General features: G+C 46.0%; 24 protein-coding genes and 1 other RNA gene. 17 read left to right on the forward strand and 8 right to left on the reverse strand.

Annotated elements, in window-relative coordinates; translation table 11 throughout:
* Positions 1-40: 40 nt before the first annotated feature.
* Positions 41-457, reverse strand: a complete 417-nt coding sequence (locus FTT64_RS05475) for a hypothetical protein (RefSeq protein ID WP_005178512.1) — start codon at positions 455-457, stop codon at positions 41-43.
* Positions 458-682: 225 nt separating this feature from the next.
* Here FTT64_RS05475 and FTT64_RS05480 point away from each other — a divergent pair, with 225 nt between their 5' ends.
* The 6 genes from FTT64_RS05480 to rodA all read left to right on the forward strand — a co-directional run bounded on the left by FTT64_RS05480 (position 683) and on the right by rodA (position 6,891).
* Entirely contained in the window at positions 683-2,320 is a 1,638-nt protein-coding gene (locus FTT64_RS05480) for a CTP synthase (RefSeq protein ID WP_005178510.1), read from the forward strand.
* A 30-nt stretch (positions 2,321-2,350) separates the two neighbouring features.
* Complete coding sequence (gene kdsA / locus FTT64_RS05485) at positions 2,351-3,208, forward strand: 3-deoxy-8-phosphooctulonate synthase (protein ID WP_005178509.1); 858 nt, start codon at positions 2,351-2,353, stop codon at positions 3,206-3,208.
* A 44-nt stretch (positions 3,209-3,252) separates the two neighbouring features.
* Positions 3,253-4,542 carry a phosphopyruvate hydratase gene (gene eno / locus FTT64_RS05490; RefSeq protein WP_016659026.1) on the forward strand — a complete coding sequence of 430 codons (1,290 nt, stop codon included), beginning with the start codon at positions 3,253-3,255 and terminating at the stop codon, positions 4,540-4,542.
* 7 nt (positions 4,543-4,549) lie between these two features.
* Entirely contained in the window at positions 4,550-4,951 is a 402-nt protein-coding gene (locus FTT64_RS05495) for a septum formation initiator family protein (RefSeq protein WP_075167982.1), read from the forward strand.
* Positions 4,911-5,648: a 2-C-methyl-D-erythritol 4-phosphate cytidylyltransferase gene (ispD, locus tag FTT64_RS05500; protein WP_005178503.1), complete on the forward strand. Its 738-nt coding sequence runs from the start codon at positions 4,911-4,913 to the stop codon at positions 5,646-5,648. Before FTT64_RS05495 ends, ispD begins: the two co-directional genes overlap by 41 nt.
* A gap of 106 nt (positions 5,649-5,754) precedes the next feature.
* Positions 5,755-6,891 (forward strand): rod shape-determining protein RodA, encoded by a 1,137-nt coding sequence (rodA, locus tag FTT64_RS05505; RefSeq protein WP_005178500.1) that lies wholly within the window; start codon positions 5,755-5,757, stop codon positions 6,889-6,891.
* A 47-nt stretch (positions 6,892-6,938) separates the two neighbouring features.
* Here the strand turns inward: rodA and FTT64_RS05510 are convergent, their stop codons facing one another.
* The gene (locus FTT64_RS05510; protein WP_168384670.1) at positions 6,939-7,793 is read right to left on the reverse strand and encodes a YbgF trimerization domain-containing protein; all 855 of its coding nucleotides are present in this window, start codon (positions 7,791-7,793) and stop codon (positions 6,939-6,941) included.
* A 288-nt stretch (positions 7,794-8,081) separates the two neighbouring features.
* Here FTT64_RS05510 and ffs point away from each other — a divergent pair.
* Positions 8,082-8,178, forward strand: an RNA gene (gene ffs / locus FTT64_RS05515) — signal recognition particle sRNA small type.
* A gap of 138 nt (positions 8,179-8,316) precedes the next feature.
* Here ffs and FTT64_RS05520 read toward each other — a convergent pair.
* From FTT64_RS05520 to FTT64_RS05535, 4 genes are all read right to left on the reverse strand, one after another.
* Positions 8,317-8,928, reverse strand: a complete 612-nt coding sequence (locus FTT64_RS05520) for a regulatory protein RecX (protein WP_005178497.1) — start codon at positions 8,926-8,928, stop codon at positions 8,317-8,319.
* 89 nt (positions 8,929-9,017) lie between these two features.
* Complete coding sequence (gene recA, locus FTT64_RS05525; RefSeq protein ID WP_005178495.1) at positions 9,018-10,061, reverse strand: recombinase RecA; 1,044 nt, start codon at positions 10,059-10,061, stop codon at positions 9,018-9,020.
* Positions 10,062-10,206: 145 nt separating this feature from the next.
* Positions 10,207-10,647, reverse strand: a complete 441-nt coding sequence (locus FTT64_RS05530; RefSeq protein ID WP_005178493.1) for an RNA-binding S4 domain-containing protein — start codon at positions 10,645-10,647, stop codon at positions 10,207-10,209.
* Entirely contained in the window at positions 10,640-11,326 is a 687-nt protein-coding gene (locus tag FTT64_RS05535) for an HAD-IA family hydrolase (protein WP_005178491.1), read from the reverse strand. The genes FTT64_RS05530 and FTT64_RS05535 overlap by 8 nt, the downstream gene beginning before the upstream one ends.
* Positions 11,327-11,338: 12 nt before the next feature.
* Here FTT64_RS05535 and FTT64_RS05540 point away from each other — a divergent pair, with 12 nt between their 5' ends.
* From FTT64_RS05540 to FTT64_RS05550, 3 genes are all read left to right on the forward strand, one after another.
* Positions 11,339-12,196, forward strand: coding sequence for a 3'(2'),5'-bisphosphate nucleotidase CysQ (locus FTT64_RS05540; RefSeq protein ID WP_005178490.1), 858 nt, complete (start codon positions 11,339-11,341; stop codon positions 12,194-12,196).
* A 55-nt stretch (positions 12,197-12,251) separates the two neighbouring features.
* On the forward strand, positions 12,252-12,986 hold the full coding sequence (locus FTT64_RS05545; RefSeq protein ID WP_005178488.1) for a histidine phosphatase family protein: 735 nt from the start codon (positions 12,252-12,254) through the stop codon (positions 12,984-12,986).
* A gap of 361 nt (positions 12,987-13,347) precedes the next feature.
* Entirely contained in the window at positions 13,348-16,026 is a 2,679-nt protein-coding gene (locus tag FTT64_RS05550) for a M66 family metalloprotease (protein ID WP_373685924.1), read from the forward strand.
* 281 nt (positions 16,027-16,307) lie between these two features.
* Here FTT64_RS05550 and rpsT read toward each other — a convergent pair whose 3' ends face one another.
* Positions 16,308-16,577, reverse strand: a complete 270-nt coding sequence (gene rpsT, locus FTT64_RS05555; RefSeq protein ID WP_005178484.1) for a 30S ribosomal protein S20 — start codon at positions 16,575-16,577, stop codon at positions 16,308-16,310.
* A gap of 212 nt (positions 16,578-16,789) precedes the next feature.
* Here rpsT and FTT64_RS05560 point away from each other — a divergent pair, with 212 nt between their 5' ends.
* The 7 genes from FTT64_RS05560 (at position 16,790) to FTT64_RS05590 (ending at position 25,075) form a co-directional block, all read left to right on the forward strand.
* A complete protein-coding gene (locus FTT64_RS05560) occupies positions 16,790-17,455 on the forward strand; it encodes an NAD(P)H-binding protein (RefSeq protein ID WP_005178483.1) in 666 nt (221 codons plus the stop codon).
* Positions 17,456-17,466: 11 nt separating this feature from the next.
* The gene (gene rraA / locus FTT64_RS05565) at positions 17,467-17,979 is read left to right on the forward strand and encodes a ribonuclease E activity regulator RraA (protein ID WP_005178481.1); all 513 of its coding nucleotides are present in this window, start codon (positions 17,467-17,469) and stop codon (positions 17,977-17,979) included.
* 54 nt (positions 17,980-18,033) lie between these two features.
* On the forward strand, positions 18,034-18,810 hold the full coding sequence (locus FTT64_RS05570; RefSeq protein ID WP_034597779.1) for a glutathione S-transferase N-terminal domain-containing protein: 777 nt from the start codon (positions 18,034-18,036) through the stop codon (positions 18,808-18,810).
* A gap of 123 nt (positions 18,811-18,933) precedes the next feature.
* The gene (locus tag FTT64_RS05575; protein ID WP_005178476.1) at positions 18,934-19,290 is read left to right on the forward strand and encodes a hypothetical protein; all 357 of its coding nucleotides are present in this window, start codon (positions 18,934-18,936) and stop codon (positions 19,288-19,290) included.
* 129 nt (positions 19,291-19,419) lie between these two features.
* Entirely contained in the window at positions 19,420-22,881 is a 3,462-nt protein-coding gene (mfd, locus tag FTT64_RS05580) for a transcription-repair coupling factor (RefSeq protein ID WP_180182122.1), read from the forward strand.
* A 218-nt stretch (positions 22,882-23,099) separates the two neighbouring features.
* Positions 23,100-23,534 carry an HIT domain-containing protein gene (locus FTT64_RS05585; protein ID WP_005178471.1) on the forward strand — a complete coding sequence of 145 codons (435 nt, stop codon included), beginning with the start codon at positions 23,100-23,102 and terminating at the stop codon, positions 23,532-23,534.
* An 83-nt stretch (positions 23,535-23,617) separates the two neighbouring features.
* The gene (locus FTT64_RS05590; RefSeq protein WP_171525163.1) at positions 23,618-25,075 is read left to right on the forward strand and encodes an adenylate/guanylate cyclase domain-containing protein; all 1,458 of its coding nucleotides are present in this window, start codon (positions 23,618-23,620) and stop codon (positions 25,073-25,075) included.
* A gap of 95 nt (positions 25,076-25,170) precedes the next feature.
* On the opposite strand, the gene fdx is transcribed toward FTT64_RS05590, so the two are convergent.
* On the reverse strand, positions 25,171-25,509 hold the full coding sequence (gene fdx, locus FTT64_RS05595; RefSeq protein ID WP_005178469.1) for an ISC system 2Fe-2S type ferredoxin: 339 nt from the start codon (positions 25,507-25,509) through the stop codon (positions 25,171-25,173).
* Positions 25,510-25,523: the final 14 nt, after the last annotated feature.

Genomic DNA, 25,523 nt, shown 5'->3' on the forward strand with positions numbered 1-25,523 from the left:
GGACTGGGTTTTTTTATGCAACAGTGCTTGAAGGCTGAAATCAGTTTTCAAGCGCTGGGGTTGCTGCGGCAATGGCTGCGGCAACAGCGTCATCTTGTGACTGGCTGTCCGGGTCCGGGTTGGCTGGACGGGCTTCTACCGGCTTGTCTTCAGCAGGAGCGGCCTGAGCTGGCTGAGGGGCTGGCGCAGGTTCACGTGGCGTCACTTCACGACGAATTTCAGTTGTGGTGTTTTCAGTTTCAGTACGTTCAACTTCGTATTCCACTGGCGCTTCAGTTTCAGACACTTCTGGCGTTTCTGCTTCAAGTGGCTCGAACTGGGCTGGCTCAGTGATCTGCTCAGTTTGCTGAACCTCAACTTCAACCTGTTCTTCTTCCTGAGGTGCTTCTTTTTTAACACAGGCACTCAGGAATAAACTGGTTGCAATTGCACCACAAATCAAAAATTTTTTGTTCATAATCTAAAAAAGGAGGGTTCAACGAGATGCGCGTATTATAACAGCAAAAAATCAGATGAAAATCCTATGAATAAAATCTAATTTTTTATCGGAAATGCTGATAGAATAGCCAATTGTTTATTGTTCTATGAATTGATGCGGAATGACTTTGCTTTATAGGTGCAGAGTAAAGTAAAATTGCGCAACATTGCAGGCCAGTTTAGGCTCGATTGTACGAGAAACCCAATGACCCATTTTATTTTCGTGACTGGTGGTGTTGTTTCATCACTAGGTAAAGGTATTTCAGCTGCTTCAGTTGCTGCACTTTTAGAAGCCCGTGGTTTGAAAGTAACCATGGTCAAAATGGATCCATACATCAATGTCGATCCAGGGACGATGAGTCCTTTCCAACATGGTGAAGTTTTTGTCACAGAGGATGGTGCTGAAACTGACTTAGACTTGGGTTATTACGAACGTTTCTTGCGTCGTGCGAAGATGACGAAGTTAAACAACTTCACATCAGGTCGCGTGTACCAAGACGTCTTAAATAAAGAGCGTCGTGGTGATTATCTGGGCGGTACCGTTCAGGTGATTCCACACATCACAGATAATATTAAAGAGCGTGTCCTTCGCGCAGGTGAAGGTTATGACGTTGCCATCGTTGAGATTGGCGGCACGGTCGGTGACATTGAATCTCTCCCATTCATGGAATCGGTCCGTCAGCTTATGGTTGAGCTCGGTCATAAACGTACCATGCTGATGCATTTAACCCTGTTGCCATACATCAAGTCTGCAGCAGAGTTAAAAACCAAGCCAACCCAGCACTCGGTTAAAGAATTACTGTCAATCGGTATTCAGCCAGATATCTTAATCTGCCGTACTGAGCACGATGTAGACGCAGATACTACCCGCAAAATTGCACTGTTCACCAACGTTGAAGCGCGTGCAGTTGTGGTGTGCAAAGATGCCAAAACCATTTATCAAATTCCACGTACCTTCTATGAGCAGGATGTGGATGATCTGATCTGTGAACGTTTTGGTTTTGATGTGCCAGAAGCAGACCTGTCTGACTGGGATAACGTGGTTGAAGCCTTACTGAATCCGGAATATACCGTACGTGTAGCGATGGTTGGTAAATACGTTGAACTGCCAGATGCCTATAAATCGGTGAACGAAGCATTATTGCATGCCGGTATTCAAAACCGTGTCAAAGTACAGATTGACTATGTCAATGCAGAAGACCTGGAAAGCCAGGACGTTGCAGCCGTACTGAAAGATGCTGACGCAATTCTGGTACCAGGCGGCTTTGGTGAGCGCGGTACTGAAGGCAAAATGGCGGCCATCCGTTATGCACGTGAAAACGGTGTACCATTCCTGGGCATCTGTTTAGGTATGCAGCTTGCCGTGATCGAATACGCACGTAATGTTGCCGGTATTGCAGATGCGACTTCAACTGAATTTAACCGTTCAACCAAATCTCCATTAATTGGTCTGATTACCGAATGGTTAGATGAGCGTGGTGAAGTACAGCAGCGTTCAGTTGATTCTGACCTCGGCGGTACCATGCGTTTAGGTGCACAAAAATCAGAACTGGTTGAAGGCACCAAAACCTGTGAAGTGTACGGTTCAGCAGAAATTATTGAACGTCACCGCCACCGCTATGAAATGAATAACCGTTATATTCCTGTTCTTGAAGAAAAAGGCATGAAAATCTCAGGTTATTCACCAGTACAGCACTTGGTGGAAACAGTTGAAATCCCTCAACATCCTTGGTTTATTGCGGTACAATTCCACCCAGAATTTACCAGCTCGCCACGTGATGGACATCCGCTGTTTGCAAGCTTTATTGATGCTGCCAAAAAGCAGTACCAAAACAAGCACTAAGCGGTAAAAGGAATAAACCAGGAAGTTTAAATGTCACAATTAAAAGCACAAGAAGTTGTACGTTTAGGCGATATACAAATGGCAAACCACTTGCCATTTGTACTATTCGGCGGCATGAACGTACTTGAGTCCAAAGATTTGGCCTTTGAAATTGCAGAAACCTATATTGATATCTGCACACGTTTGAATATTCCTTACGTTTTTAAGGCCAGCTTTGATAAAGCCAACCGTTCAAGCCTGAACTCATTCCGGGGCCCAGGCCTGGAAAAAGGGATTGAGTGGCTGGCAGACATCAAAAAACACTTCAATGTTCCGATTATCACCGACGTGCATGAGCCGTATCAGGCTGCGCCGGTGGCTGAAGTTGCTGACATTATTCAGCTTCCTGCCTTTTTAAGCCGTCAGACCGATTTAGTTGAAGCTATGGCCAAAACACAGGCCATCATCAACATTAAAAAAGCCCAATTCCTTGCGCCGCATGAAATGCGTCATATCCTGCATAAATGTCTGGAAGCTGGTAATGACAAACTGATTCTTTGTGAACGGGGCTCAGCCTTTGGTTACAACAATCTGGTTGTTGACATGCTGGGCTTTGACATCATGAAAGAGATGAATGTGCCGGTATTCTTCGATGTGACCCATGCGCTGCAAACGCCGGGTGGTCGTGCCGATTCAGCAGGTGGTCGCCGTGCGCAAATCACCACACTGGCGCGTGCTGGTATGGCGACCGGGCTTGCAGGTTTATTCCTGGAAGCGCATCCAGATCCGGATGTGGCCAAATGTGATGGCCCGTGTGCGCTGCGCCTGTCACAATTAGAGCCATTCTTGGCGCAATTAAAAGAATTGGATACTTTAGTTAAAGGATTCAAAAAGTTAGATACTCATTGATGCCCGCAACAGCATCTATTATTCAATCAACTGAGGAATTGTTCATGAGCCAAATCGTTGACATTCGTGCACGTGAAATTTTGGACTCTCGTGGTAACCCAACCATCGAAGCAGACGTAATCTTAGCATCTGGCGTAGTTGGCCGTGCATGTGCACCATCTGGTGCTTCAACTGGTTCTCGTGAAGCTTTAGAACTTCGTGATGGCGATAAAGCACGTTACTTAGGTAAAGGTGTGAAAACTGCCGTAAACAACGTTAACACGCTAATCCGTGATGCGCTGGTGGGTAAATCAGTATTTGAGCAAAAAGACATCGACAATACGATGATTGCTTTAGACGGTACTGAAAACAAAGAAAAATTAGGTGCAAACGCAACGCTAGCCGTATCTTTGGCTGCTGCACGCGCTGCTGCTGATGAAAAGAAAATTCCTCTTTTCCAATACATCGCAGATTTACGTGGTCAAACCATTTTGACTATGCCTGTGCCAATGATGAACATCCTGAACGGTGGTGCGCACGCAGACAACACTGTTGACATCCAAGAGTTCATGATTGAGCCAGTAGGCTTCACTTCATTCGCTGAAGCATTACGTTCAGGCGCTGAAGTATTCCATGCGTTAAAATCAGTATTAAAGAAAAAAGGTTTGAACACAGCTGTAGGTGATGAAGGTGGTTTCGCGCCGAACTTACGTTCAAACGAAGAAGCAATTACCGTAATTCTTGAAGCAATTGAACAGACTGGCTACAAGGCAGGTTCTGACATGATGCTTGCGCTTGACTGTGCATCTTCTGAATTCTACAAGAATGGTCAATACGTACTGGAAGGCGAAGGCAACAAAGCATTCACCAGCAACCAGTTTGCTGACTATTTAGCTGGCTTGGTAAACCAATATCCAATTATCTCAATTGAAGATGGTTTAGATGAATCTGACTGGGAAGGCTGGTCTTACCTGACGTCAATTCTTGGCGACAAGATCCAGTTGGTCGGTGATGACCTGTTCGTGACTAACCCTAAAATCCTGCAACGCGGTATCAACGAAAAAGTGGGTAACTCGATTCTGATTAAATACAACCAGATTGGTACCTTGACTGAAACTTTAGATGCCATCTACCTTGCAAAAGCCAATGGTTACTCGACTGTTATTTCTCACCGTTCAGGTGAAACTGAAGACTCGACCATTGCCGATCTTGCAGTAGGTACAGCAGCAGGTCAAATCAAGACTGGTTCTCTATGCCGTTCTGACCGTGTAGCGAAATATAACCAATTACTTCGTATTGAAGAATTGACGAATGCTGCATATCGCGGTAAAGCTGAGTTTAAAGGTTTAAACTAAGCGACAGATGTCAATGTTAAGTGTATTCGACTCGAAATCGAGTAAAGTACTGTTGGGCCTTGCGATCGTTCTGATCGCAGGGTTTCAATATTTATACTGGTTTGGTGAAGGTGGTTATCGTGAACATCAGGAACTGACCCAGAAAATACAACAACAAACCGAACTCAATAATGAATTAAAAGAACGTAACCGGGTTTTGGCCGCGGAAGTTTATGATTTAAAAAATGGTGTAGAAGCCATCGAAGAACATGCCCGTCTTGATCTGGGCTTAATTAAACCACATGAAACTTTTGTACAGATGAGTACCATCAGTACCCAATATAAGCCGATTTATATCAATCCGAATGCCCAGGTAGATTTACGTACCAATGAAGCACCACAGCCAGCTGCAACAACCCCTACACCATAAACTTTGGGCCGTTATTCCGGCAGCAGGCTCGGGCAGTCGCTTTTCCAAATCCGAACTCAAGCAATATCAGATGATCCAGGACCACACGGTGCTGGAGCATACGGTAGCACGTTTAAACCAGTTGCCGCTGGCAGGTTATGTGCTGGCCATTGGTGCACAGGATGATGTGGCCCAGCGTTTGCCGTTTGCACATCAGGATAAAGCCCATTTTTGTCTGGGTGGCGCAGAGCGGGTCAACTCGGTGCTGAATGCCTTGCAGTATTTATCTGCTATTGCATCGGACGAGGACTGGGTGCTGGTGCATGATGCCGCGCGTCCCTGTGTGGCGGTTGAAAACTTATATGCGCTGGTGAATCAGGCGGTACACAGCAACCAGAGTGCCATTCTGGCCATTCCGGTCCGTGACACCCTCAAGCGCGTAGAGACGCAGCAGCAGATTCAGACCACAGTAGACCGTGCCCAGCTGTGGCAGGCGCAAACCCCGCAAATGGCGCGCTTAGGTGAGCTAAAACGCGCGATTGAACAGGCATTGGCGCAAGAGGTGAATATTACCGATGAAGCCAGTGCGCTGGAGCATGGTGGCTATCCGGTACAGGTGGTACAGGGACGCTCGGACAATATTAAAATTACCTATCCCGATGATCTGGAGCTGGCGCGTTTAATTCTGCAAGCCCAGCACGCCGCAACCACTGCATAAAAAATCTTTGCTGAAATCATGAGTCGAGTGTGTATTTCCGATTCACTCTGCGCATGGTTCATCCTATAATTGCCGATGATTTGTTATCTGGATTGAATGGGGCGCAATGATACCTTCTCAGCAGTATCGTTTTTTACGTCACTCTTTACGTGATGGAAGAAGCATTAAAAGCGATACCTCTCGCTGGACCAAACTACACCTCGATCCTTGGCTATTATGCTTCCTGATCCTGAATGCAATTTTAGGGCTGATGGTGGTGTATAGTGCCACCGCACAGGATATGGGAATGGTGATGCGTCAGGGCATCAGCTTTGGTATCGGCTTTATTGCCATGTTTATCTGTGCGCAGATTCCGCCCAAGGTCTATCAGGCCGCCAGTCCCTATTTTTATGCCCTGGCCGTGCTCATGCTGGTACTGGTGCTGCTGATTGGTGAAACCCGCATGGGGGCCAAACGCTGGATCAGTCTGCCCGGTATTGGCAGTATGCAGCCCAGTGAATTCATGAAATTTACCATGCCACTGATGATGGCCTGGTATTTTGCTCGTAAACCGTTTCCACCCAAATTCCTGCAAATCGTCGGTGCGCTGGTGCTGCTCGGTATTCCTTTTGTGCTGGTGGCACTACAGCCGGACTTGAACATTGGCCTGATTATTCCAGGCATTTTTGTATTGTTTCTGAGCGGTATGTCCTGGCGTTTAATTGGCGGGGCATTTGCGGCGATGGCCATTGTTGCGCCGCTGGCCTGGATGTTTTTATTACAGGAATATCAAAAGAAACGGATTTTAACCCTGTTTGATCCGGAATCTGATGCACTCGGCGCCGGCTGGAATATTATTCAATCCAAAATCGCCATTGGTTCGGGCGGCCTGACCGGTAAGGGTTATCTGGAAGGCACTCAGTCGCATTTGGGTTATTTGCCGGAGCATCATACTGACTTTATTATGTCGACCTATGCTGAAGAATTTGGCTTCTTTGGCGTATTTTTACTGTTCGCGCTGTTTGCTGCAATTATTATCCGCTGCCTGATTATCAGCCTGAGCTGTTTTCATAATTTCGGTCGCCTATATGCCGGTGCAGTTGGCTTGACCTTCTTCTTCTTTGTGTTTTTAAACTCCGGTATGGTCAGCGGGATTTTACCGGTAACCGGCGATCCATTACCGTTAATGAGTTATGGCGGTACGGCTGTGGTCAGTCTGTTGGCCGGGATGGGCATTGTTATGTCAGTACATACCCATCGTTAAACACGATCCTGCTGTTATAAAAAAAAGCCTCATCTGAGGCTTTTGGGTTATGAGCTTTTCACAAAGCTGGCTTCCTGGGAAGACGGGTATTTGGTCAGCAGGGTGCTACGATACTGCGCGGCCAGTGCATCATTCTTGTCGACATTTTTGGCAATACTATACAGACGATACACCGCATTGGAGGCTTTAGACGAATTTGGATATTTGCTGGCAACAATTTCAAAATTCTTTTTGGCTTCGCTGTAATTGGTCGGTTCAATTGCCAGATTAAACTCGGCCAGCCAGAAATAGGCATTGCTGATATACACGCTATTCGGATGGTTTTTAATAAAGTTCTGCATCGGGGCAATGGCTTTTTTGGCCCCGCCTTGTTTATAGGCATCCAAAGCGATGGTATAGGCGGCTTTTTCCAGTTCTTCCGTCGAGCTTTGTGTGCTAACCACGGTGGTCGCTGCTGGTGCTGGGGCAGCGGTATTATTTACGGGGTTACTGGTGGGTTGGCTGCTGCTGGCTGTACTGGGAGAACTATCCTGTTGATTATCCTCCTCTACAGCAGGTGCTGCTTCCGGATCAATTTTCTGATTGAGCAGTTCAAGACGCTGGTCTAAATCGGTATAACGGTTGGTCAGTTCATGCTTGAGCTGGGCAATCTCGTTTTCCTGTTCTTCCATTTTGCCACGCAGGGTGCGAATATCATTTTCAAGCTGCTGGTTTTTTTGCATCAATTGCCAGTTCAGGTTGGTGGTGACCGGAGCGCCGCTATTGGAGGCGCCAATGGCCGCCGGGGTGCTGGCGCTGCCGCTGTTCTGACTTAAGCCGCGTGATTCAATGGGAATATTGGCCAGTGCTGGCGCAGAGCAGAGCAGGGTGAGTGCACAGAGCGTATGCTTTTTTAGCATCATTTTCATATCCATCTTTTATCTTTACTGGGAATGTGCGGTCAGGAAAGGGCTCATTCCAAATCATCATGTGCACATTAAAAACGGCCCGAACCCGAATTGCAATAAGCTTTTACAAAGTTGTCATGAATTAGGCATCTGTCAAAATTCTCGGAATTCTGTTGCAAAATAACCAATTAAATACAAACTGTTTTTTTAATAATCAAATAGATGGCTGATTTATATAAAAGCGCAATCAGGACTTGCAAGTTCAATAAAATTGTCTATACTCTGTTTCTGCAATGGTAGCCCTGCCGGTTACTTCGCAATTTCACCCTGTGAACCCCGCCAGGACCGGAAGGTAGCAACGGTAGCAGACGTGGGATGTGCCGAAGCTTTGCTGGTAGGGTTGCCACCATTTTTATAATTCTTAGAATATCGCTTTTTTCTTTTTAATTTCCTTTCGATTTAATCCCTATATTATTTTCTTATATTTGTCGATGTTTCATCCTAGTTAGATGCTTATCTACATCTCTAGCTTCAGTTTTTAATCTTCTGCTTTACGGTTAATCGCCTTCATAATCGCATCCATTTCAAAACCACGATACATTAAAAAGCGGATCTGTCTGGCTTTCAGTTTCGGATCTTTCGTGACATCAGGACCAAACTTTTTAACTTTTAATTCGTAGGCTTGCTGCACCCAGTCGGTTTCTTTCAGTTCTTCTGAAATTAAAGCGGTATCAATTTTTTTGCTTTTCAGCTTCATTTTAATCTGATTGGGGCCTTTGCCTTTGCGCTTTTGGCTGGACAGCAGGGTTTCGGCCACACGCTGGTCACTCTGGTAATTCTCGCGTGACAGTTCATCGACCAAAACGACCACTTCTTCACGGTTTTCTGCATACAGCGCCAGTTTCTCAATCAGTTCAGCTTTGGAATATTCTTTACGGGTCAGGACTGCAAAGGCATAAGAGCGCAAACGTGAACCGCTTAAACCGGGTTTGTGTTCCTGACTGTTATTATGATCGAATAAACGTTCTTCAGGATCAAATTCAGGCGGGGCAGTTGCAGATACAGATGGTGCTGGCTGATCTTCTGCATCGCCAAATTGCTGCTTTAAGGTTTCATAGTCCAACAGTTTAGTGAATTTCGCATCTGACATAAGCATCTCGCAGAAAAGGGCCATCAGCATAATAACAAAACGCCCCGTAGGGCGTATTGTGTAATGTCTAAAGTCTCAACAGTTGAGTCTTACAGATCTAATGAAAAGTCAGGTTCCTCTTCGTCTTTTTCTTCCACCACATTGCCTGTGGTTAACAGTTGTTCACGAATCAGTTTTTCAATGGTCTGTGCCAGTTCAGGATGTTCTTCCAGATGGCGAATGGTATTGTTTTTACCTTGGCCAATCTTTTCACCTTGATATGAATACCAAGCACCAGCTTTTTGCACAATCTCTTGCTGCACAGCCAGGTCGACCAGTTCACCTAAATGGTTCACACCTTTGCCGTACAGAATCTGGAACAGCGCTTCACGGAACGGAGGTGCCATCTTGTTTTTCACCACTTTCACTTTGGTTTCAGAGCCGACAATTTCGTCACCTTCTTTAACCTGACCAACACGGCGAATATCTAAACGTACTGAGGCATAGAATTTCAGTGCGTTACCACCAGTGGTGGTTTCCGGGCTACCAAACATCACACCAATCTTCATACGGATCTGGTTAATGAAGATCACCATACAGTTAGAACGTTTGGCATTACCGGTAATTTTACGTAGCGCCTGGCTCATCAGACGAGCCTGCAAGCCCATATGTGAATCACCCATTTCGCCTTCAATTTCGGCACGTGGGGTCAGGGCTGCAACAGAGTCGACAACGATCAGGTCAATTGCGCCTGAACGTACCAGCATGTCTGCAATTTCTAGCGCCTGTTCACCGTTGTCCGGTTGCGAGACCAGCAGGTTGTCAATATCTACACCCAGTTTGCGTGCATATTGAGGATCAAGAGCATGTTCGGCATCAATAAAGGCACAGGTGCCGCCGGCTTTTTGACATTCCGCAATGGCTTGCAGGGTCATTGTGGTTTTACCTGAAGATTCAGGGCCATAAATTTCAATAATACGGCCTTTTGGTAAACCGCCAATACCGAGCGCGATGTCCAGCGTTAATGAGCCGGTAGATACTGCTTCTACAGCCTGTACGGTATTGTCACCAAGACGCATTACTGTGTTTTTACCAAACTGTTTTTCAATCTGGCTTAGGGCAGCATTTAGCGCCTTGCTTTTATTCTCATCCATCTTACAACCTCAATACGATGTCACCAAACAATATACTCAAGTGGATGTATGTACTTCAAACTCTTTCCACCCGAGTATAGTGACAGAATTTATGTTTCTCTTCTATGAAAATCAGTGGCCTTGCGACACATTCTGACGCTTAAAATTAATCATCATGATATGACCAGGACTGGTCATAGGACTGATCATTTTCTTGTTTAAATTTACTGATTTGTCGTCGGTCTTTTTTACTTGGACGATGATCAGGCCGTGCTAGATTATGCAACTTTCTTTGTGATGCAATCAATTCCCGACGAGCAATACTGACCTCAGTTTCTTCATAAAGTTGCTGGGCCACCGGTGCCGGACCACGGACTGCCGATAAAGACAGCACTTTGACCGTTTTGCGGTCAAAGCCCTGTTGTACGGTCAGCTCCATGCCAACCCGGATTTCCTTGGAAACTTTGACGCGCTCACCATTATGATGCACCTTGCCGCCTTCAATGGCTGCTTTGGCAATTGAACGGGTTTTAAAAAAGCGGGCCGCCCAGAGCCACTTGTCAATACGCATGCTTTCTACAGCTTCGTGTTGAGCAGATTTAGGCATATATTTTGTTTTCCTCAGCGTGTTGCAATAGGGGAATCAGGTCGGTCAGCGCATGCAGCATCGGATAACGGCTGTCTGCACGGGCTGCTTTGCCTGATGAAGGCTGCTGAATGGTCAGCAGCTGTTGAATACCGAATTTTGCTGCACCATTGAGTACTTTTTCGGTATCATCAATAAAGTAACAGCGGGCAGGATCAAAAGGATGCTGCTGTGCCAGGTGTTGCCAGAACGCGACAAATTCTTTGGCATGTCCAACGCTTTCACTGCTGATCATGACATCAAAATAGTCGGCCAGACCAGTCTGCTCAAGTTTAAAGGCCAGGCCGGCGCAGTCGGCATTGGTGGCCAGCCAGATTGGATAGCCATTGGCTTTTAGGTAATCGAGCAGCTCGATACAGCCCGGTCTTAAAGCCACCTTATGTTTGTGCTCAATCTGCATGGCCAGTACATCGACCCCGACTTTACTGGTCCAGAAGCGCGATGAATACCAGTTGAGGGTATGGTTGTGTTCCTGATAAAACTGGAACAGGGTATCCCGGCTTTCGGCCAGACTGCATTGATGCAGCTCGGCATAGCGCACCGGTAACAGCTCATTCCAGATGAAATCATCATAGGCAAGGTCAAGCAGCGTACCATCCATGTCAAAGATGATGGTGGGTTGATCAGAATAATTCGACATATAAGGCTATCTATGTTTAAAAAAACCACAGCACCACAAGATCCACTGATTTTGCAGCTGATGCCCATTGTGACACAGGCATGTGAAATCTTGCGAGAAGAATATCAGCGTTATTGTTCCGGTGCCGATTTTGATATTGAACACAAAAGCGATGAATCGCCCGTAACCCAGGCCGATTTTCGGGTGAATGCCTTCATTACAGAACAGCTGGCCCAGCAGTTTCCAGATGTGCCGCTACTGTCAGAAGAAGGCGCAGTTTATGATCGGGCGCGGTGGGACACGTTCTGGCTGCTTGATCCACTCGATGGCACCAAAGAGTTTTTACATCAACGTCCGGAATTTACCATTAACCTGAGTCTGGTCGAAGGCATTCATACCACCTTTGCCATTCTGGCGATTCCGGGCGAGCAAACGGTGTATATCTGCCCCAAACAGGGCCTGCCGCTACGGTTTAATATCCAGCAACAGCAATGGTACGCCTATCTATATGTAGACAGTGGTCCGCAGATTCAAGTCGGTTTAAGTCAAAGTAGCCAAAATAAACCGGTCTATGAGCAGTATCTACAGGCGCTCGCTACGATTGAACAGGACTATACGGTTTTTCGTGCTGGCAGTGCTTATAAGTTCTGCATGATGCTGGAAGATAAAGTGGATTTATATCCGCGTTTTCACCCAACCAGTGAATGGGACACCAGTGCTGGCCAATGCCTGATTGAACGGATTGGCGGTGGCCTGATTGATTTTCAGGGACGGCCATTTTTATATAACCATCGTGATACGCTGTTAAATGGCAATTTTATTGCCTATAAAAATGCCGAAATGAAAGAGATTGCCTTGCGTGCTCTAGCACTTATGGCGAATGAACATTGAGCTAATTTGCCAACATGCTATAGTGGGCTTAACACCTTTGTATTTGGCTTGATCCATGGCGTTAGAGCTGCTTCCACCGAGTATGTTAAAGGCAATTGATTTGTTGCCCGATGTACATACTCCCGTGACCTTGTTTACCCGGCATTCCATTCGTGAAAATGTGGCTGGACAGGGGCTGGCGGGCTATGATTTGCAGTTAACCGGTCCGGGGCGTGAACTGGCGCAAAAATGGGGGGCTTATCTTATTGACCATAGCGGACGCGCCATTCAGCATTGTATCTCTAGTCCAATCCAGCGCTGTGTCGATACTGCCGCCTTAATGATTGAAGGCGCCGACTCGGTACATATTGCACCAAATACCCATCATATTGAAATTGTCGAGCAGGGCTTGCTGGTCGAGCCGGGCAGTTTTGTGCTGGACATCAAGCAGGCCGGGCCATATTTTCGTCAGCAGGGTGCGTTGGGCTTTATTAACAGCTTTGTCAATAATGCCTTGCCGGGCATGAAACATCCGATTCATGGCGTGGTGGATGTGCTGGAACTGATTTATAACACTCATCCTAACAGTCCGGGCGGCCTAAGTCTGGCGGTCAGTCATGACACCATTCTGGCTGCGATTATTGCGGTAATTTCAGGGCGTAATGAGGTGTCACAGGAAGACTGGCCACAAATGATGGAAGGGCTGTTTGTCTGGTTTGAAGGTGAAAATTTTCTGGAATCACAGTTGAAATGGATCTGGCGCGGCAAAGTACATACCTTGGATATCTCGCAGTTTCATCAAAAAGTTTAATATAAATTTGCGCTGGGGATGGTTTGTGAAGGTGAGCTATGGCTGGCTTTAATATATCTTGCTCACACTCAAAAAAAATCCACCTAAAATGACTATGTGTTACGCCTATTTCTATTGGGGTGCAAGAGTCTTGTTTGTCTAAAAACCGCCTAAATCAAAATTTTCTTTTCTGCTGCATTTTTGTCCATCATTTAAAAAATAAAAATTAGCTTTCTCTGTATCTGCTCAATAAAGTACAACACATTGCTTTGGACTCTAAACTACTTTAATATATTTAATTAAGTTATTGAAAAATATGTGTTTATTTTTTTATTTTTAGTCATAAATTGACATTGGGGTAAAGTAAATAGTGAAAAGTGTGATCAAGTTTCCGCTTAGTTTGTTAAGTGTAAGTATATTGTCGTTTATGCTGACGGCATGTGGCGGTGGTGGTAGTGATGGAGAAAGTCAACAGCCGAACAATGGGACAGCACCAGATGCTCCGCTGCATGGAAGTCATTATCCTGAGCCAACGCAAGATGTGGTAAGTCCATCTGTTTTGGGTTTTTATGATTTTAATGCCCAGTCTGAATCACGTGAAGTGCGTAATGATTTAACAGGTTCTTTGCAGGCGATGGTGCAGTTTGCCCAAGGCCATGTGGTTGACCCGAATGGTAACGAAGAGAAAAAAATGCCACGTTTAACCGCAGAACGGGAGGCATTGTTATTAATCACACCGATGCAGGAGATGGATCAGATTAATGCACTGCAGGTTGAGGTGTATCAGAATGAACGGCTGTTACGCCGTATCAACCTGGCTGATCCGACTCAAATTCCGGCCTCGGACCAGAGCAATCGTGATGGCCGTGCAGAAGTGCGCTACAGTAAACGGGCCTGGTCAGCGCGCTTAAACTGGGATGAAGTACGTCCGGGCTTAAAATTACGGATCATTGACAGCAAAAACCGCAGTGGTGATTTACTGGCAGAGCAGATTGATTTTGCTGCGCCTGGTGAACTGGTACTAAATAATATTCGGATTGGACTGCTCACTGCGCCCCCACATTCAACAGGGCATGCCATGCTGCTTGAACCGGAAAAGTCAGGCTCAGACTATTTCCAGACCATTCCGGCAGCGCACATGACGGTGGCTAAATATGATGATATTCAGCTGGATCGGGTGATGGTGGCCAACGGCACCATCTACGATAGTCAAAGTGCAGGCGAAGGCGGTGTTTATTCGGGGGATATGCGTGAAAACACGGCGAAATCGACCTTTAGTGTGGGAATTAACTTGGCCAACTCGGGGGTGACCAGTGCCTCGATGCTCAGTCAGCAGCAGCCTCAACTGACTCAAACTGTGGTGACTCACCATGCGCGCGGTAAATATAGCAATGGTGAACAGACCCATGGCTTGAGTGGCGGTAACGGTATGTTGACCCTGTATAACTCGGTGGGTAACGAATTTAGCCATGAAATTGGCCATCATTATGGTTTAGGCCATTATCCGGGCTCTTTTAAAGTAGATGATACCACCACCAATTATTTCTGGTCGGCACATCATGCCGATAGTGGCTGGGGCTATATAGGCTATCGCAACAAAATGCGCGGTAATTTGGCCTGGCAATCCTCCAATCTGGGCGATGGCAAAAACGGGGTGCCAAATTTCCTGAAACTGTATCCGTATGGTTGGGATGCCATGTCAGGCGGTGCCACCAATAGCAGTATTTCACGTTATACCCATTACACCGGTTATAGTACCTTTTTGCGTATCCAGCCGCATTTTACCAATCGTCATGTGTGGGATGAAAGCTCGCCATCCGGCTATAAACGCTGGAATCCGGACAGCCGCCAGATGGAAGTGGTCTATCCGAAAGTGCCGAATTCAAGCGAGGTCTGGTATAACAGCGCCGATGGCTATTATTTAAAACCGCGTTTATTTGGGGTGCCGGTGATTACCATTATTGGCGGCTATGATCCGGAAACCCAGCAAGGGGTGTTGTATCCGGCAGCACGCAGCAACTGGGGCAATGTCTATGATTTGCCGGCTGCACAGCGTGGCGCAGAGCAGGCGGCTTGCTGGTTAGATGTTCAATATACCAATCGCAGCCAGAACGTGGCTTTGGCACCTCATCGTATGCGTGGTAATGCCAATAAGCTGCATGTGAACCTGGCCATTACAGATCAGCCGCAACAGGTTAATTTGTACTGCAAAAAAGCCAATGAAGCCGAGAAATTATTATCGACACTTACGATTCCTCAATACGGCACTGCCATTTCAGCTGCTGTAAAAATTGGACGTGAGGATGGTTATACGGCGCTTAGAAAAGTGGAATTGCCGGAATTCCAGCAGCAATTGGAAGCACAGGCCAATCAGGCGGTGATCGCTTTAAAGCCAGCTGCACAATTACTATATGATTCTTATGCAGAAAATCGTCATGAATTGAGTGCACTAGCTCAGCAGCAGTTGCAGCGTTATGAACAGCAGCAACAGAACATCTACCGTTTGAATCGCTGGATGAATGTCTACCGTGCCGATCTGGAGCATGCAAAACCTGAAGCGCAAACAGCGCTGGAAGGCTTCGTGACGCAGTTGGGACTGGCCAATGAAGATCTTCTGGCTGAAGCAACGCTACTTAAAAACAGAAATAACTGTTTGAAAGTGGAAACTCTGGCGACAGGTCAGAAAAATGTCTATATCAGTGGTGCAAGCGCCTGTACCGGAGATGACACCGAGCAATGGATTTATGATGGTTTGGGCCGGATTCATAGTAAAGCCGAGATGGATCTGTGTTTAAGCAATAACGGCAATATGGTAACACTGGCCAGCTGTAGCACCACACAGGACAGTCAGGTGTGGACAATGCATACAGAAACCGGAACCATCCGCCAGGGTGCTCAATGTTTTGATCTGGAACATGGCTATTTAAAAGACAATCGTGCCCGTTTAATCCGCTATGGCTGTACCGGTGGGGCAAACCAGCAATGGACCCAGTTAAGCGCTAATAATAGTCTGCAACTGGCTTATTTAACCCCAGAAAACTTAAGACTGATGCTGAAATAACAATTCATATTCAACATTCTAGTCTGAATTATATAAACACCTTCTAAGTAGTTTAGGAGGTGTTTTTTTATGGGGGATGTTGTGGCAATCAAAAATATAGGGGGACAGATTTATTTTCTAGTGATGGTAGGTCGTGTGATGGTTAGATGTTTTTTAGACGGTTTAGTGTGGAATTGAGATGGAATCGATCGGGACGTAAACGTATTGAGGATAAGATCGGACCAAAATAAAATCTACAGATACAAAAAAAGCCCTGAATCAGGGCTCTTTCTGCTTTGCGATTAGTTAGAAGCTAATGCTTTAACTTGCGCGTTCAAGCGGCTCTTATGACGAGCAGCTTTATTTTTATGGATGATGCCTTTATCAGCCATGCGGTCGATTACAGGTACAGCTTTTTTGTAAGCTTCTGAAGCAACAGCATAGTCACCAGCAGCGATAGCAGCTACTGTACGTTTAAGATAGGTACGAACCATAGAACGCAAGCTTGCGTTATGTTTACGTGCTTTAACGTTTTGACGAGCACGTTTTTTAGCTTGAGCAGAGTTTGCCACTCGTGCACTCCTTGAAATAGATTGGTCTGGGCGGGCCGCAATTCAACTGAAAACCACATCAGCAGAATTTCACCAGCCCGTAAACAAGTGCCATATTTTGATTAAACAATGCGTCGAAGTCAAGTCTTGACAAGCTTTGACAACATTTAAGATGCAGAAAAAAATGAAAGAAAACGTTAGATTAGTGTGAGTGCCTGAATATTGGATAAAAAATGACTCAAATCATAAAAAAAGCCATTGTCATTGGATCGACCGGTTTGGTCGGCCGGGCGCTGGTTTCTGCCTTAAATGATCATCCTGCCTGTCAGCAGGTTACGGCGGTGGTGCGTCGCCCGGATACAGCCTTTGAACAGATGGCCAAAGTACAGCCATTGGTGCTGGAAGATTTACTGATGCTGAATGATCAGGATGTCAGCGAGCATAGTCATGGCTTTAGCTGTTTGGGTACCACCCTGAAAAAAGCCGGCTCAAAAGATAACTTTTATGCGACCGACTTTACTATCAATGCCCATTTTGCCGAGCTGTTGCAGCAAACCTCTGCCCATTATCTGCTGGTCAGTGCCTTGGGGGCCAATGCCAGATCGCCATTTTTTTATAATCGGGTCAAAGGTGAACTGGAACAGTACATTCAGAACTTATCTTTAAGCAAAGTTTCACTGCTGCGCCCATCGTTATTGCTAGGCGAGCGTCAGGATGCACGTTTTCTGGAAGATCTGTCACAGCAGCTGTTTCAGCGCTGTTCATCTTTTTTGCCTAAAAATTTTAAACATCGGCCAGTGACAGCCGGGCAGGTGGCTCATACTATGGTCGAGGCTGCCTTAACTCAAACTGAAAAGTTTGAAATTTATGATAATTTACGCATACAACATACAAAATGAGGGAAACACACGTGTCTACAGTCGCTTTCGTTACTTGTGATTTGCTGGATGATAACCCGGATAAACAGCTGCAAGTGGTCACCCCATCAATGGATGGCAAATTTTTCAAAAGCTATGGCGCGCGTAAAAGTTTTGGCGGTCAGGTGGTGACGGTAAAATGCTTTGAAGATAATTCGCGTGTAAAAGAATTACTGGCGACTGAAGGCCGGGGCAAAGTGCTGGTGGTGGATGGTGGTGCGTCAATGCGCTGTGCACTTATGGGCGACCTGATTGCCGAATCTGCAGTAAAAAACAACTGGAATGGTGTGATTATTTACGGTTGTGTACGTGATGTCGATGCCATTGCTGAACTGGATTTAGGCGTACATGCGCTGGCAGCAATTCCACAAAAAAGTAACCGTAAAGGCGTGGGTGAGGTCGATATTCCGCTCAGCTTTGGTGGTGTGAATATTCAGTCGGGTGATTATATTTATGCCGATAATAATGGTATTGTGGTGGCCAAAGAAGCATTGGTGGAGCTGTAATCAACCCGATTCGGCATTCATCTTCTAGAACATAACAAGAACAGGAAGGTCATGATGTTGCATCATCAAATTAAAGTGGTACAGGCATTGGCTTCTGCTTTGACCGAAGGCGGGCGCGGAAGCAATGGCACAGCATTTCCCAAGCAACCTGAGCAGCCGCTCAAGTTGTATGAGTTTGAAGGTTCACCATTTTGTCGACGTGTACGCGAAGTCATGACCTTGCTGAATCTGGATTATGAAGTCTATCCCTGTCCTAAAGGTGGTAAAAAATACCGTCCGCAGGTCAAGGAATTGGGCGGTAAACTGCAATTTCCATTTCTGGTAGATGAAAATACCGGAGATCATCTCTACGAATCGCAGCAGATTATTCATCATCTGTTTAAACACTATGGCAAAAGCGGGAAAACCCCGCGGCGCTATGCACATTATCCAAAAATTCCCTTTGTGGCCTTTGCTGGTACGCTGCTTAATGGTGCACGCGGGGTCTGGGTCAAGAAAAAGATTAAAAACCGTGCGGCACCAGAGCAACTGCTGGAGCTGTGGGGTTTTGAAGCCAGTCCGTATACGCGCATTGTGCGCAGTACCTTAACCGAGCTGGAATTGCCTTTTATTTTCCATAATGTGGCCAAAGAGCGCTGGCAGGATCAGGGGCTGGCCAAATTACGTTTAAAGCCAGGTAAATATGTACCTTTAAAGGGCGGTAAACGTGAGAAAGTCTTGGCACTGATGGGAGAGAATATTCAGGTGCCTTATCTGGTTGATCCGAATACCGGCGCTCATATGTTTGAATCGGATGATATTGTGCATTATTTACAGCGCCAGTATGGTTAAAACTCTCAAGTTAAAAGCATCTTCGGATGCTTTTTTGTTTTTATGAAGATATCCGCGTTCAAACGCTGGATCTCCATGCTAAAGCCGATACACTAGGCACAGCGAATTTCAGGATATAACCATATGTTCAATAAAGTGGCGCAACTGTTTAAAAGCAAGCCCTCTCCAGAAGCAGAATTTCTGGCTGAACATCAGATTCAGTTTGATCCGCAACACGGCTATATCGTCGATGGTATTGTGCTGAATGATGCTTTATCGGAGCGGCTGGAGTATTTGTCTAATCGGCGTATGAATCGTTTTGATGACCTGAAAGAACTGTATTTTACCGCCATGCTGATCAATGAAAAAATTGATCTGGAAATTGCCACGCAAAGCTTTGTGACGCGTTTGGGCAACACAGAAGAAAACCTGTTGCAGTTTAAAAGTATCGTGAAACGCCTGAATGATTATTATCGTCAGTTCTTGCGTGAGAAAAAGTAAGCTTCAATCCATCTTTTCAGCTAGATGCAGTCTCATTTTTCAGATAAAGATTAAGAAAAATTAACGTAATGGATGGAAATGCTCGTGTTAGTATAAGCCGCATGTTGATTAGACCTAAAAGCTATATACATGTTCCAACACGAAAGCTCCCAACTCAATCTGAAACAATTAAAAACGGGCGAAAAACGCTGGGTGGGCAATTTGCAGGGCTCATCCGCGGCCTTGCTGATCAAGCAGCTGAGTACCCAGCATAAACAGTTATTGATTGTGGTGGCGCGTAACAGCCAGCATCTGGGGCAGTTGGAAAGCGAATTTGAGTTTTACGGTATTCAACCGACCATTTTCCCGGATTGGGAAATTTTACCTTATGACCGTTTATCACCGCATCAGGATATTGTCTCTGAGCGTCTGGCGATTTTATCGAATATGCCACAGCAGGGCGTACTGCTGGTGTCGGCTGCAACCCTGGCGCAGCGTGTGGCGCCAACCTCTTGGGTCTTAGGTGAGCATTTTGATATTCAGGTTGGCCAGAAGTTTGAACTGGAACAGCAAAAGAAACGCCTGATTCAGGCTGGTTATCATCTGGTCGATACAGTCTATGACCATGGTGAATTTGCGGTGCGCGGCAGTATTATGGATATTTTTGCTTCAGGGCAAGAAGCACCAATCCGGATTGACCTGTTTGATGATGAAATTGAAAGCCTGAAGTTTTTTGATCCGGAAACCCAGCGGACTACCCAAACCATTCAGCAATTTTCAGTACTACCCGCCAAAGAGTTTCCTCTAAAAGAAGGCCGTTCGCTGTTCCGCGATCGTTATGCAGAATTATTCCCAAGTGCAAATCCAAAGAAAAGCCCGGTGTATCAGGATGTACTCGATGGCATTGCCTCGCCGGGGATAGAATTCTATTTCCCGTTGTTCTTTAACGCTCAGGCGATGGCTACTGAAAGCACTTTAATGGCGTACTTACCTGAGAATGGCATTGTCATTACAGATAAGGGGCTGGAAGAAGGTTTAAACAGCTTCTGGCAGGAAGTAAACCGCCGTTATGAAGATCGCCGGCATAATATTGACCAGCCTATTTTGCCGCCCGAGCAACTGTTTTTATCACCGCAGCAGGTGCTGGGACAGTTAAACCAGTTTGGCCGCATCATTGCCTCGGCAGATCATTTTGCCGAAAAAGCCGGTGTGGTAAATCTGACCACTGAAGCACCACCTAAACTGCCGGTCGATCCGAAACGGGAAAAACCGTTCAGTCTGGTCAAAGAATATATTAACGCGGCCAATCATCCGGTGTTGCTAGTTGCAGAAAGTGCTGGTCGCCGTGAAACTTTGAAAGATGCTCTGCGTTCCACTCTGGGAGCAATCCCAACGGTTGAGAACTTTGTTGAATTCCAGAAATCTTTATACGCCGTTGCCATTACCAACGCTCCTTTAGATCGTGGTCTGGTAATTCAGGGCCAGCTTTCGGTCATTTCGGAAAATCAGCTCTATGAACATCGTGTGGTTCAACGTCGGCGTAAACGTCAGCAGGAAGTCTCGGAAGAGTTTTTAATACGCAGTCTGACCGAGCTGAGTATTGGCGCGCCGGTGGTACATATTGATCACGGTGTGGGGCGTTATGCCGGACTGGTGACGCTGGAAATTGATCAGCAGGATCATGAATTCTTGCAGCTCGATTATGCCGATGGCGCCAAAGTCTATGTGCCAGTGACTAATTTGCATTTAATTAGCCGCTATAGTGGTGGCGATCCGGATTTGGCACCGCTGCATAAACTTGGTACTGATGCCTGGAACAAGGCCAAGCGCAAGGCTTTAGAGCAGATTCACGATGTCGCAGCTGAATTGCTGCATATACAGGCACGCCGTCAGTCCAAGCCGGGCTATGCCTTTGAGCTGGATGAAAAACTGTATATGCAGTTTGCGTCGGGGTTTGCCTATGAAGAAACCCTGGATCAGGCCAATGCCATTGAAGCGACTTTATATGATATGCAGCAGGCCAAACCGATGGACCGTCTGGTTTGTGGGGATGTTGGCTTTGGTAAAACTGAAGTGGCCATGCGTGCCGCCTTTGTCGCCGTGCAAAATAATAAACAGGTAGCGGTCTTGGTACCGACCACCTTGCTGGCACAGCAGCATTATGAATCCTTTAAAGACCGTTTTGCCGACTGGCCGGTGCGTATTGAAGTCCTGTCGCGTTTTGGTTCATCCAAAACCCATACTAAAATCATTGAAGATTTGGCCGAAGGCAAAGTCGATATTGTGATTGGTACCCATAAAATTTTGCAGGAAAATGTCCAGTTCAAACAGCTGGGCTTGATGATTGTCGATGAAGAACACCGTTTCGGTGTGCGCGATAAAGAGCGGATTAAAGCCTTGCGCGCCGATGTTGATATGCTGACCTTAACGGCAACCCCCATTCCACGTACCTTGAATATGGCCTTTAGTGGTATGCGCGATTTATCCATCATTGCCACACCACCTGCGCGTCGTTTAGCCGTAAAAACCTTTGTGCAGGAACAGACTGGTGATTCAGTCAAAGAAGCGATTTTGCGTGAATTGCTGCGTGGCGGTCAGGTGTATTTCCTGCATAATGAAGTCGATACCATTGAACGTGCAGCAGAAAATATCCGCCAGCTGGTGCCGGAAGCGCGAGTCGCAGTCGCACATGGCCAGATGCGTGAGCGTGAACTGGAGCAGGTGATGCAGCAGTTCTATCATAAAGAATATAATGTGCTGGTCTGTTCCACCATTATTGAAACCGGGATTGATGTCCCGAATGCCAATACCATTTTAATTGAACGCGCCGACAAGCTCGGCCTGGCGCAATTACACCAGCTACGCGGCCGGGTCGGACGTTCGCACCATCAGGCTTATGCCTATTTGCTGGTGCCGTCGATTAAAGGCTTAAAAGGTGATGCTGAAAAACGTCTGGATGCGATTCAGCGTGCATCGACCTTGGGTGCCGGTTTTATGCTGGCCACCGAAGATCTGGAAATTCGTGGTGCCGGTGAACTTCTCGGGGAACAGCAAAGCGGTTCGATGCAGGCCATTGGTTATAGCCTGTATATGGAAATGCTGGAAAAAGCCACTAAAGCCATTCAAAAAGGCAAAACCCCAAATTTCGATGCGCCGTTGTCGTTAACAGCGGAAATCAACCTGCACATGCCAGCCTTGATTCCGGATGAGTATCTGGGCGATGTGCATCAGCGTTTATTATTCTATAAACGTATCAGCAATACCGATACACAGGAAAAACTCGACAACATCCGTATGGAACTGACTGACCGTTTTGGTATTCCACCACAACCGGTAAAACAGCTATTTGCCGTGCATCAGCTGCGTCTGAAAGCCGAGCAGCTCGGTATTACCAAAATTGATGTGGGTGCCAATGGTGGCAATATCGAGTTTTCACCAGATACCCCGGTGCAGGCAATCAGCATTATCCAGATGATGCAGAAACATCCGACCTATTTCCGGATGGATGGCGGACAGCGTTTAAAAGTCATGGTGCTGCTGGATGAACATCAAAAACGGATTCAGTTTATTTCCGATTTGCTGGAGCAACTGCTGCGTGAGCTGCCAGCCTGAGTTAGCGCTCAGTCCTGATGCAATTCCTGCTGTTTATTTAATCGCTGACTGCGCAAAGAAGTCTTGATTATTTAAGGAAATTTATTGAAGATAGGGGATTGCTCTGGCTGGCTGCAAATAGTGTGTTATTTGTGGTGAAACGGCCGTTATAGAATATTCACGTCCTTTGGGATGTGATAGTATTAGCCATCATTCTAATTTGCGTCATTTATAAAGATATGTTTAGTTTGCATCCACAACTTGCTCAAGATACTTTTTTTGTAGGCGACTTTCCCTTGTCAACATGTCGTTTAATGAATGATATGCAATTTCCTTGGCTCATTCTTATTCCACGTGTGCCGGGCATTACCGAACTCTATGAATTAAGCCAGGCCGACCAGGAACAGTTCCTGCGTGAATCGAGCTGGTTATCTAGCCAACTGTCACGTGTATTCCGTGCCGATAAAATGAATGTCGCTGCACTGGGCAACATGGTGCCACAATTGCATTTCCATCATGTGGTGCGTTATCAAAATGATGTGGCATGGCCAAAACCGGTCTGGGGAACACCAGCAGTACCGTATAACAATGAAGTGCTGAACCATATGCGCCAAACGCTAATGTTGGCACTACGCGGTCAGGGCGATATGCCATTTGACTGGCGAATGGACTGATATTCGTGTTTGCATCATGCAGGGATGTATGGTGTGACCAGATCCGCTAAGGAGAGTAGAGTACGGTGTCACTAGGTTATTGGATGGATCGAGATCCTACACAATTTGATTACCTGCATCGGGTTATGGGCTATGCCAGTTTATCGCTGATCCTGATTGTCTATCATTACACCTATCCAGACACCCAGTACCAAATTTATATTCCGGTTTTATTGGCATTTTTGCTGTTTATTACCCCGAAACTGTCGCGCTGGCTACAATCTAAATATAACTATCAGATTAAAAGAAATATCTTATTTATTATAGATATTATGATTGTGGCCATCTGTCTGTCGGCCGTGCATTTAAATCTGGTTCTAACCTTTGCGGCGATTTTTGCCTTGCTGTATACCGCCATTAATGTCAAAGTATCGTTCTTTTTGGTGTCGCTGGCGGCTTTATTTGCAGCGTCGGTATTCTATCTGTGCAATATTTTCGTATTTGGCTTTGGTGAATATTTTGAATACACCACCAATGAGCTGACCATTCTGGCCTTCCTGTGCATGATCGTGTATTTCGGGATGGGCAGTGTTTATCAGACCCGCCGGATTCGTGCCTCTAACCATAAGCGTGAACATTATTATCAGCAAATGAACCGCTATATGGAATTTGCCAACCAGTTGAGTCGTTATGCGCCGCTTCAGCTCTGGCATTCGATCATGAAAGGCGAGTCAGAAGCCAAAATTGAATATAAACGTAAAAAACTCACCATTTTCTTTTCCGATATTCAGGGCTTTACCGAGCTGTCTGAAACCCTGATTCCAGATGATTTAGCCTACCTGCTGAATGACTATTTGAGTCATATGACTGAAATTGCCAAGCAGTATGAAGCCACCGTCGATAAGTTTATGGGGGATGCTATCCTGATTTTCTTTGGTGATCCAAGCAGTCAGGGTGTGGAAAATGATGCCAAGACCTGCGTTGAAATGGCCATTGCCATGCGCCAGCAAATGAAACTGCTGCGTGAACGCTGGATTAAAATGGGCTATCCGCCGTTACATATCCGCATGGGCATCAGTACCGGTTATTGCCACGTGGGTAACTATGGTGCGGCGCATCGTATGGCTTATACCATTGTCGGCCGCGATGCCAATCTGGCAGCGCGTTTGCAAAGCGCAGCCGAAGTTGATGAAATCCTGCTGTCAGATGATACCTATCAACTGGTGAAAAATGATTATCTGTGTGCGCCGAAAGCGCCAATTTTCCTGAAAGGTATTCAGGGTCCGGTGAAAACCTGGCAGGTCATGGAAAAATATGCGGCCAGAAAATCCGATTATCAGCGCTGGTTTGACTATGAATACAAAGGTTTTCATCTGTTGCTGAATCTGGATGAAGTGCAAAACTTTGAATATCCGGAACTGATTGGTGTGCTGGAAAAAATGATTAAACGGATTCAGACCCAGCAAAAACTGACCAACTCGCAGGGTATTGTGAAATTAAAACTGGAAGATGAAGTGATTGAAGAAGTCGAGGTTAATCGACCAGATCGGGAATTTCATTAACTTATAAAGATAGATGATCTGCTTGATCGAAGATTGTTGAGTGTTCTATCAAGTCAAAAAAACCACGCCGGAGCGTGGTTTTTCTGTTTTAAGTCTTAGTGATTTTCAGAAGCATGGTTAATGGTGTATTTTGGAATTTCAACTTCCAGATCTTCATCAACCACCTGTACCTGACATGATAAACGTGAGTCAGGTTCTAGACCCCAAGCACGATCTAACAGATCAGCTTCGACATCATTCATTTCTTCCAGGCTGTCAAAACCGCGGCGTACCACCACGTGACAGGTGGTGCAGGCACATGACATATCACAGGCATGTTCAATTTTAATGCCGTTTTTTAACAGGCTTTCGCACAGGTTGGCATTTTGTTCAACTTCAAACTCAGCACCTTCTGGGCAGAATTGCGCATGTGGAAGTACTTTAATACGTGGCATAGTCTTTACCTTAA

The sequence above is a fragment of the Acinetobacter sp. Q186-3 genome, assembly GCF_013420655.1.
Taxonomy (GTDB): domain Bacteria; phylum Pseudomonadota; class Gammaproteobacteria; order Pseudomonadales; family Moraxellaceae; genus Acinetobacter; species Acinetobacter indicus.

Excerpts from the sequence above, each read along its gene's own strand:
- FTT64_RS05475 (WP_005178512.1), bottom strand. The coding sequence starts at position 457 with ATGAACAAAAAATTTTTGATTTGTGGTGCAATTGCAACCAGTTTATTC.
- FTT64_RS05480 (WP_005178510.1), top strand. The coding sequence starts at position 683 with ATGACCCATTTTATTTTCGTGACTGGTGGTGTTGTTTCATCACTAGGT.
- kdsA (WP_005178509.1), top strand. The coding sequence starts at position 2,351 with ATGTCACAATTAAAAGCACAAGAAGTTGTACGTTTAGGCGATATACAA.
- eno (WP_016659026.1), top strand. The coding sequence starts at position 3,253 with ATGAGCCAAATCGTTGACATTCGTGCACGTGAAATTTTGGACTCTCGT.
- FTT64_RS05495 (WP_075167982.1), top strand. The coding sequence starts at position 4,550 with ATGTCAATGTTAAGTGTATTCGACTCGAAATCGAGTAAAGTACTGTTG.
- ispD (WP_005178503.1), top strand. The coding sequence starts at position 4,911 with ATGAAGCACCACAGCCAGCTGCAACAACCCCTACACCATAAACTTTGG.
- rodA (WP_005178500.1), top strand. The coding sequence starts at position 5,755 with ATGATACCTTCTCAGCAGTATCGTTTTTTACGTCACTCTTTACGTGAT.
- FTT64_RS05510 (WP_168384670.1), bottom strand. The coding sequence starts at position 7,793 with ATGATGCTAAAAAAGCATACGCTCTGTGCACTCACCCTGCTCTGCTCT.
- FTT64_RS05520 (WP_005178497.1), bottom strand. The coding sequence starts at position 8,928 with ATGTCAGATGCGAAATTCACTAAACTGTTGGACTATGAAACCTTAAAG.
- recA (WP_005178495.1), bottom strand. The coding sequence starts at position 10,061 with ATGGATGAGAATAAAAGCAAGGCGCTAAATGCTGCCCTAAGCCAGATT.
- FTT64_RS05530 (WP_005178493.1), bottom strand. The coding sequence starts at position 10,647 with ATGCCTAAATCTGCTCAACACGAAGCTGTAGAAAGCATGCGTATTGAC.
- FTT64_RS05535 (WP_005178491.1), bottom strand. The coding sequence starts at position 11,326 with ATGTCGAATTATTCTGATCAACCCACCATCATCTTTGACATGGATGGT.
- FTT64_RS05540 (WP_005178490.1), top strand. The coding sequence starts at position 11,339 with ATGTTTAAAAAAACCACAGCACCACAAGATCCACTGATTTTGCAGCTG.
- FTT64_RS05545 (WP_005178488.1), top strand. The coding sequence starts at position 12,252 with ATGGCGTTAGAGCTGCTTCCACCGAGTATGTTAAAGGCAATTGATTTG.
- FTT64_RS05560 (WP_005178483.1), top strand. The coding sequence starts at position 16,790 with ATGACTCAAATCATAAAAAAAGCCATTGTCATTGGATCGACCGGTTTG.
- FTT64_RS05570 (WP_034597779.1), top strand. The coding sequence starts at position 18,034 with ATGTTGCATCATCAAATTAAAGTGGTACAGGCATTGGCTTCTGCTTTG.
- FTT64_RS05575 (WP_005178476.1), top strand. The coding sequence starts at position 18,934 with ATGTTCAATAAAGTGGCGCAACTGTTTAAAAGCAAGCCCTCTCCAGAA.
- mfd (WP_180182122.1), top strand. The coding sequence starts at position 19,420 with ATGTTCCAACACGAAAGCTCCCAACTCAATCTGAAACAATTAAAAACG.
- FTT64_RS05585 (WP_005178471.1), top strand. The coding sequence starts at position 23,100 with ATGTTTAGTTTGCATCCACAACTTGCTCAAGATACTTTTTTTGTAGGC.
- FTT64_RS05590 (WP_171525163.1), top strand. The coding sequence starts at position 23,618 with ATGGATCGAGATCCTACACAATTTGATTACCTGCATCGGGTTATGGGC.
- fdx (WP_005178469.1), bottom strand. The coding sequence starts at position 25,509 with ATGCCACGTATTAAAGTACTTCCACATGCGCAATTCTGCCCAGAAGGT.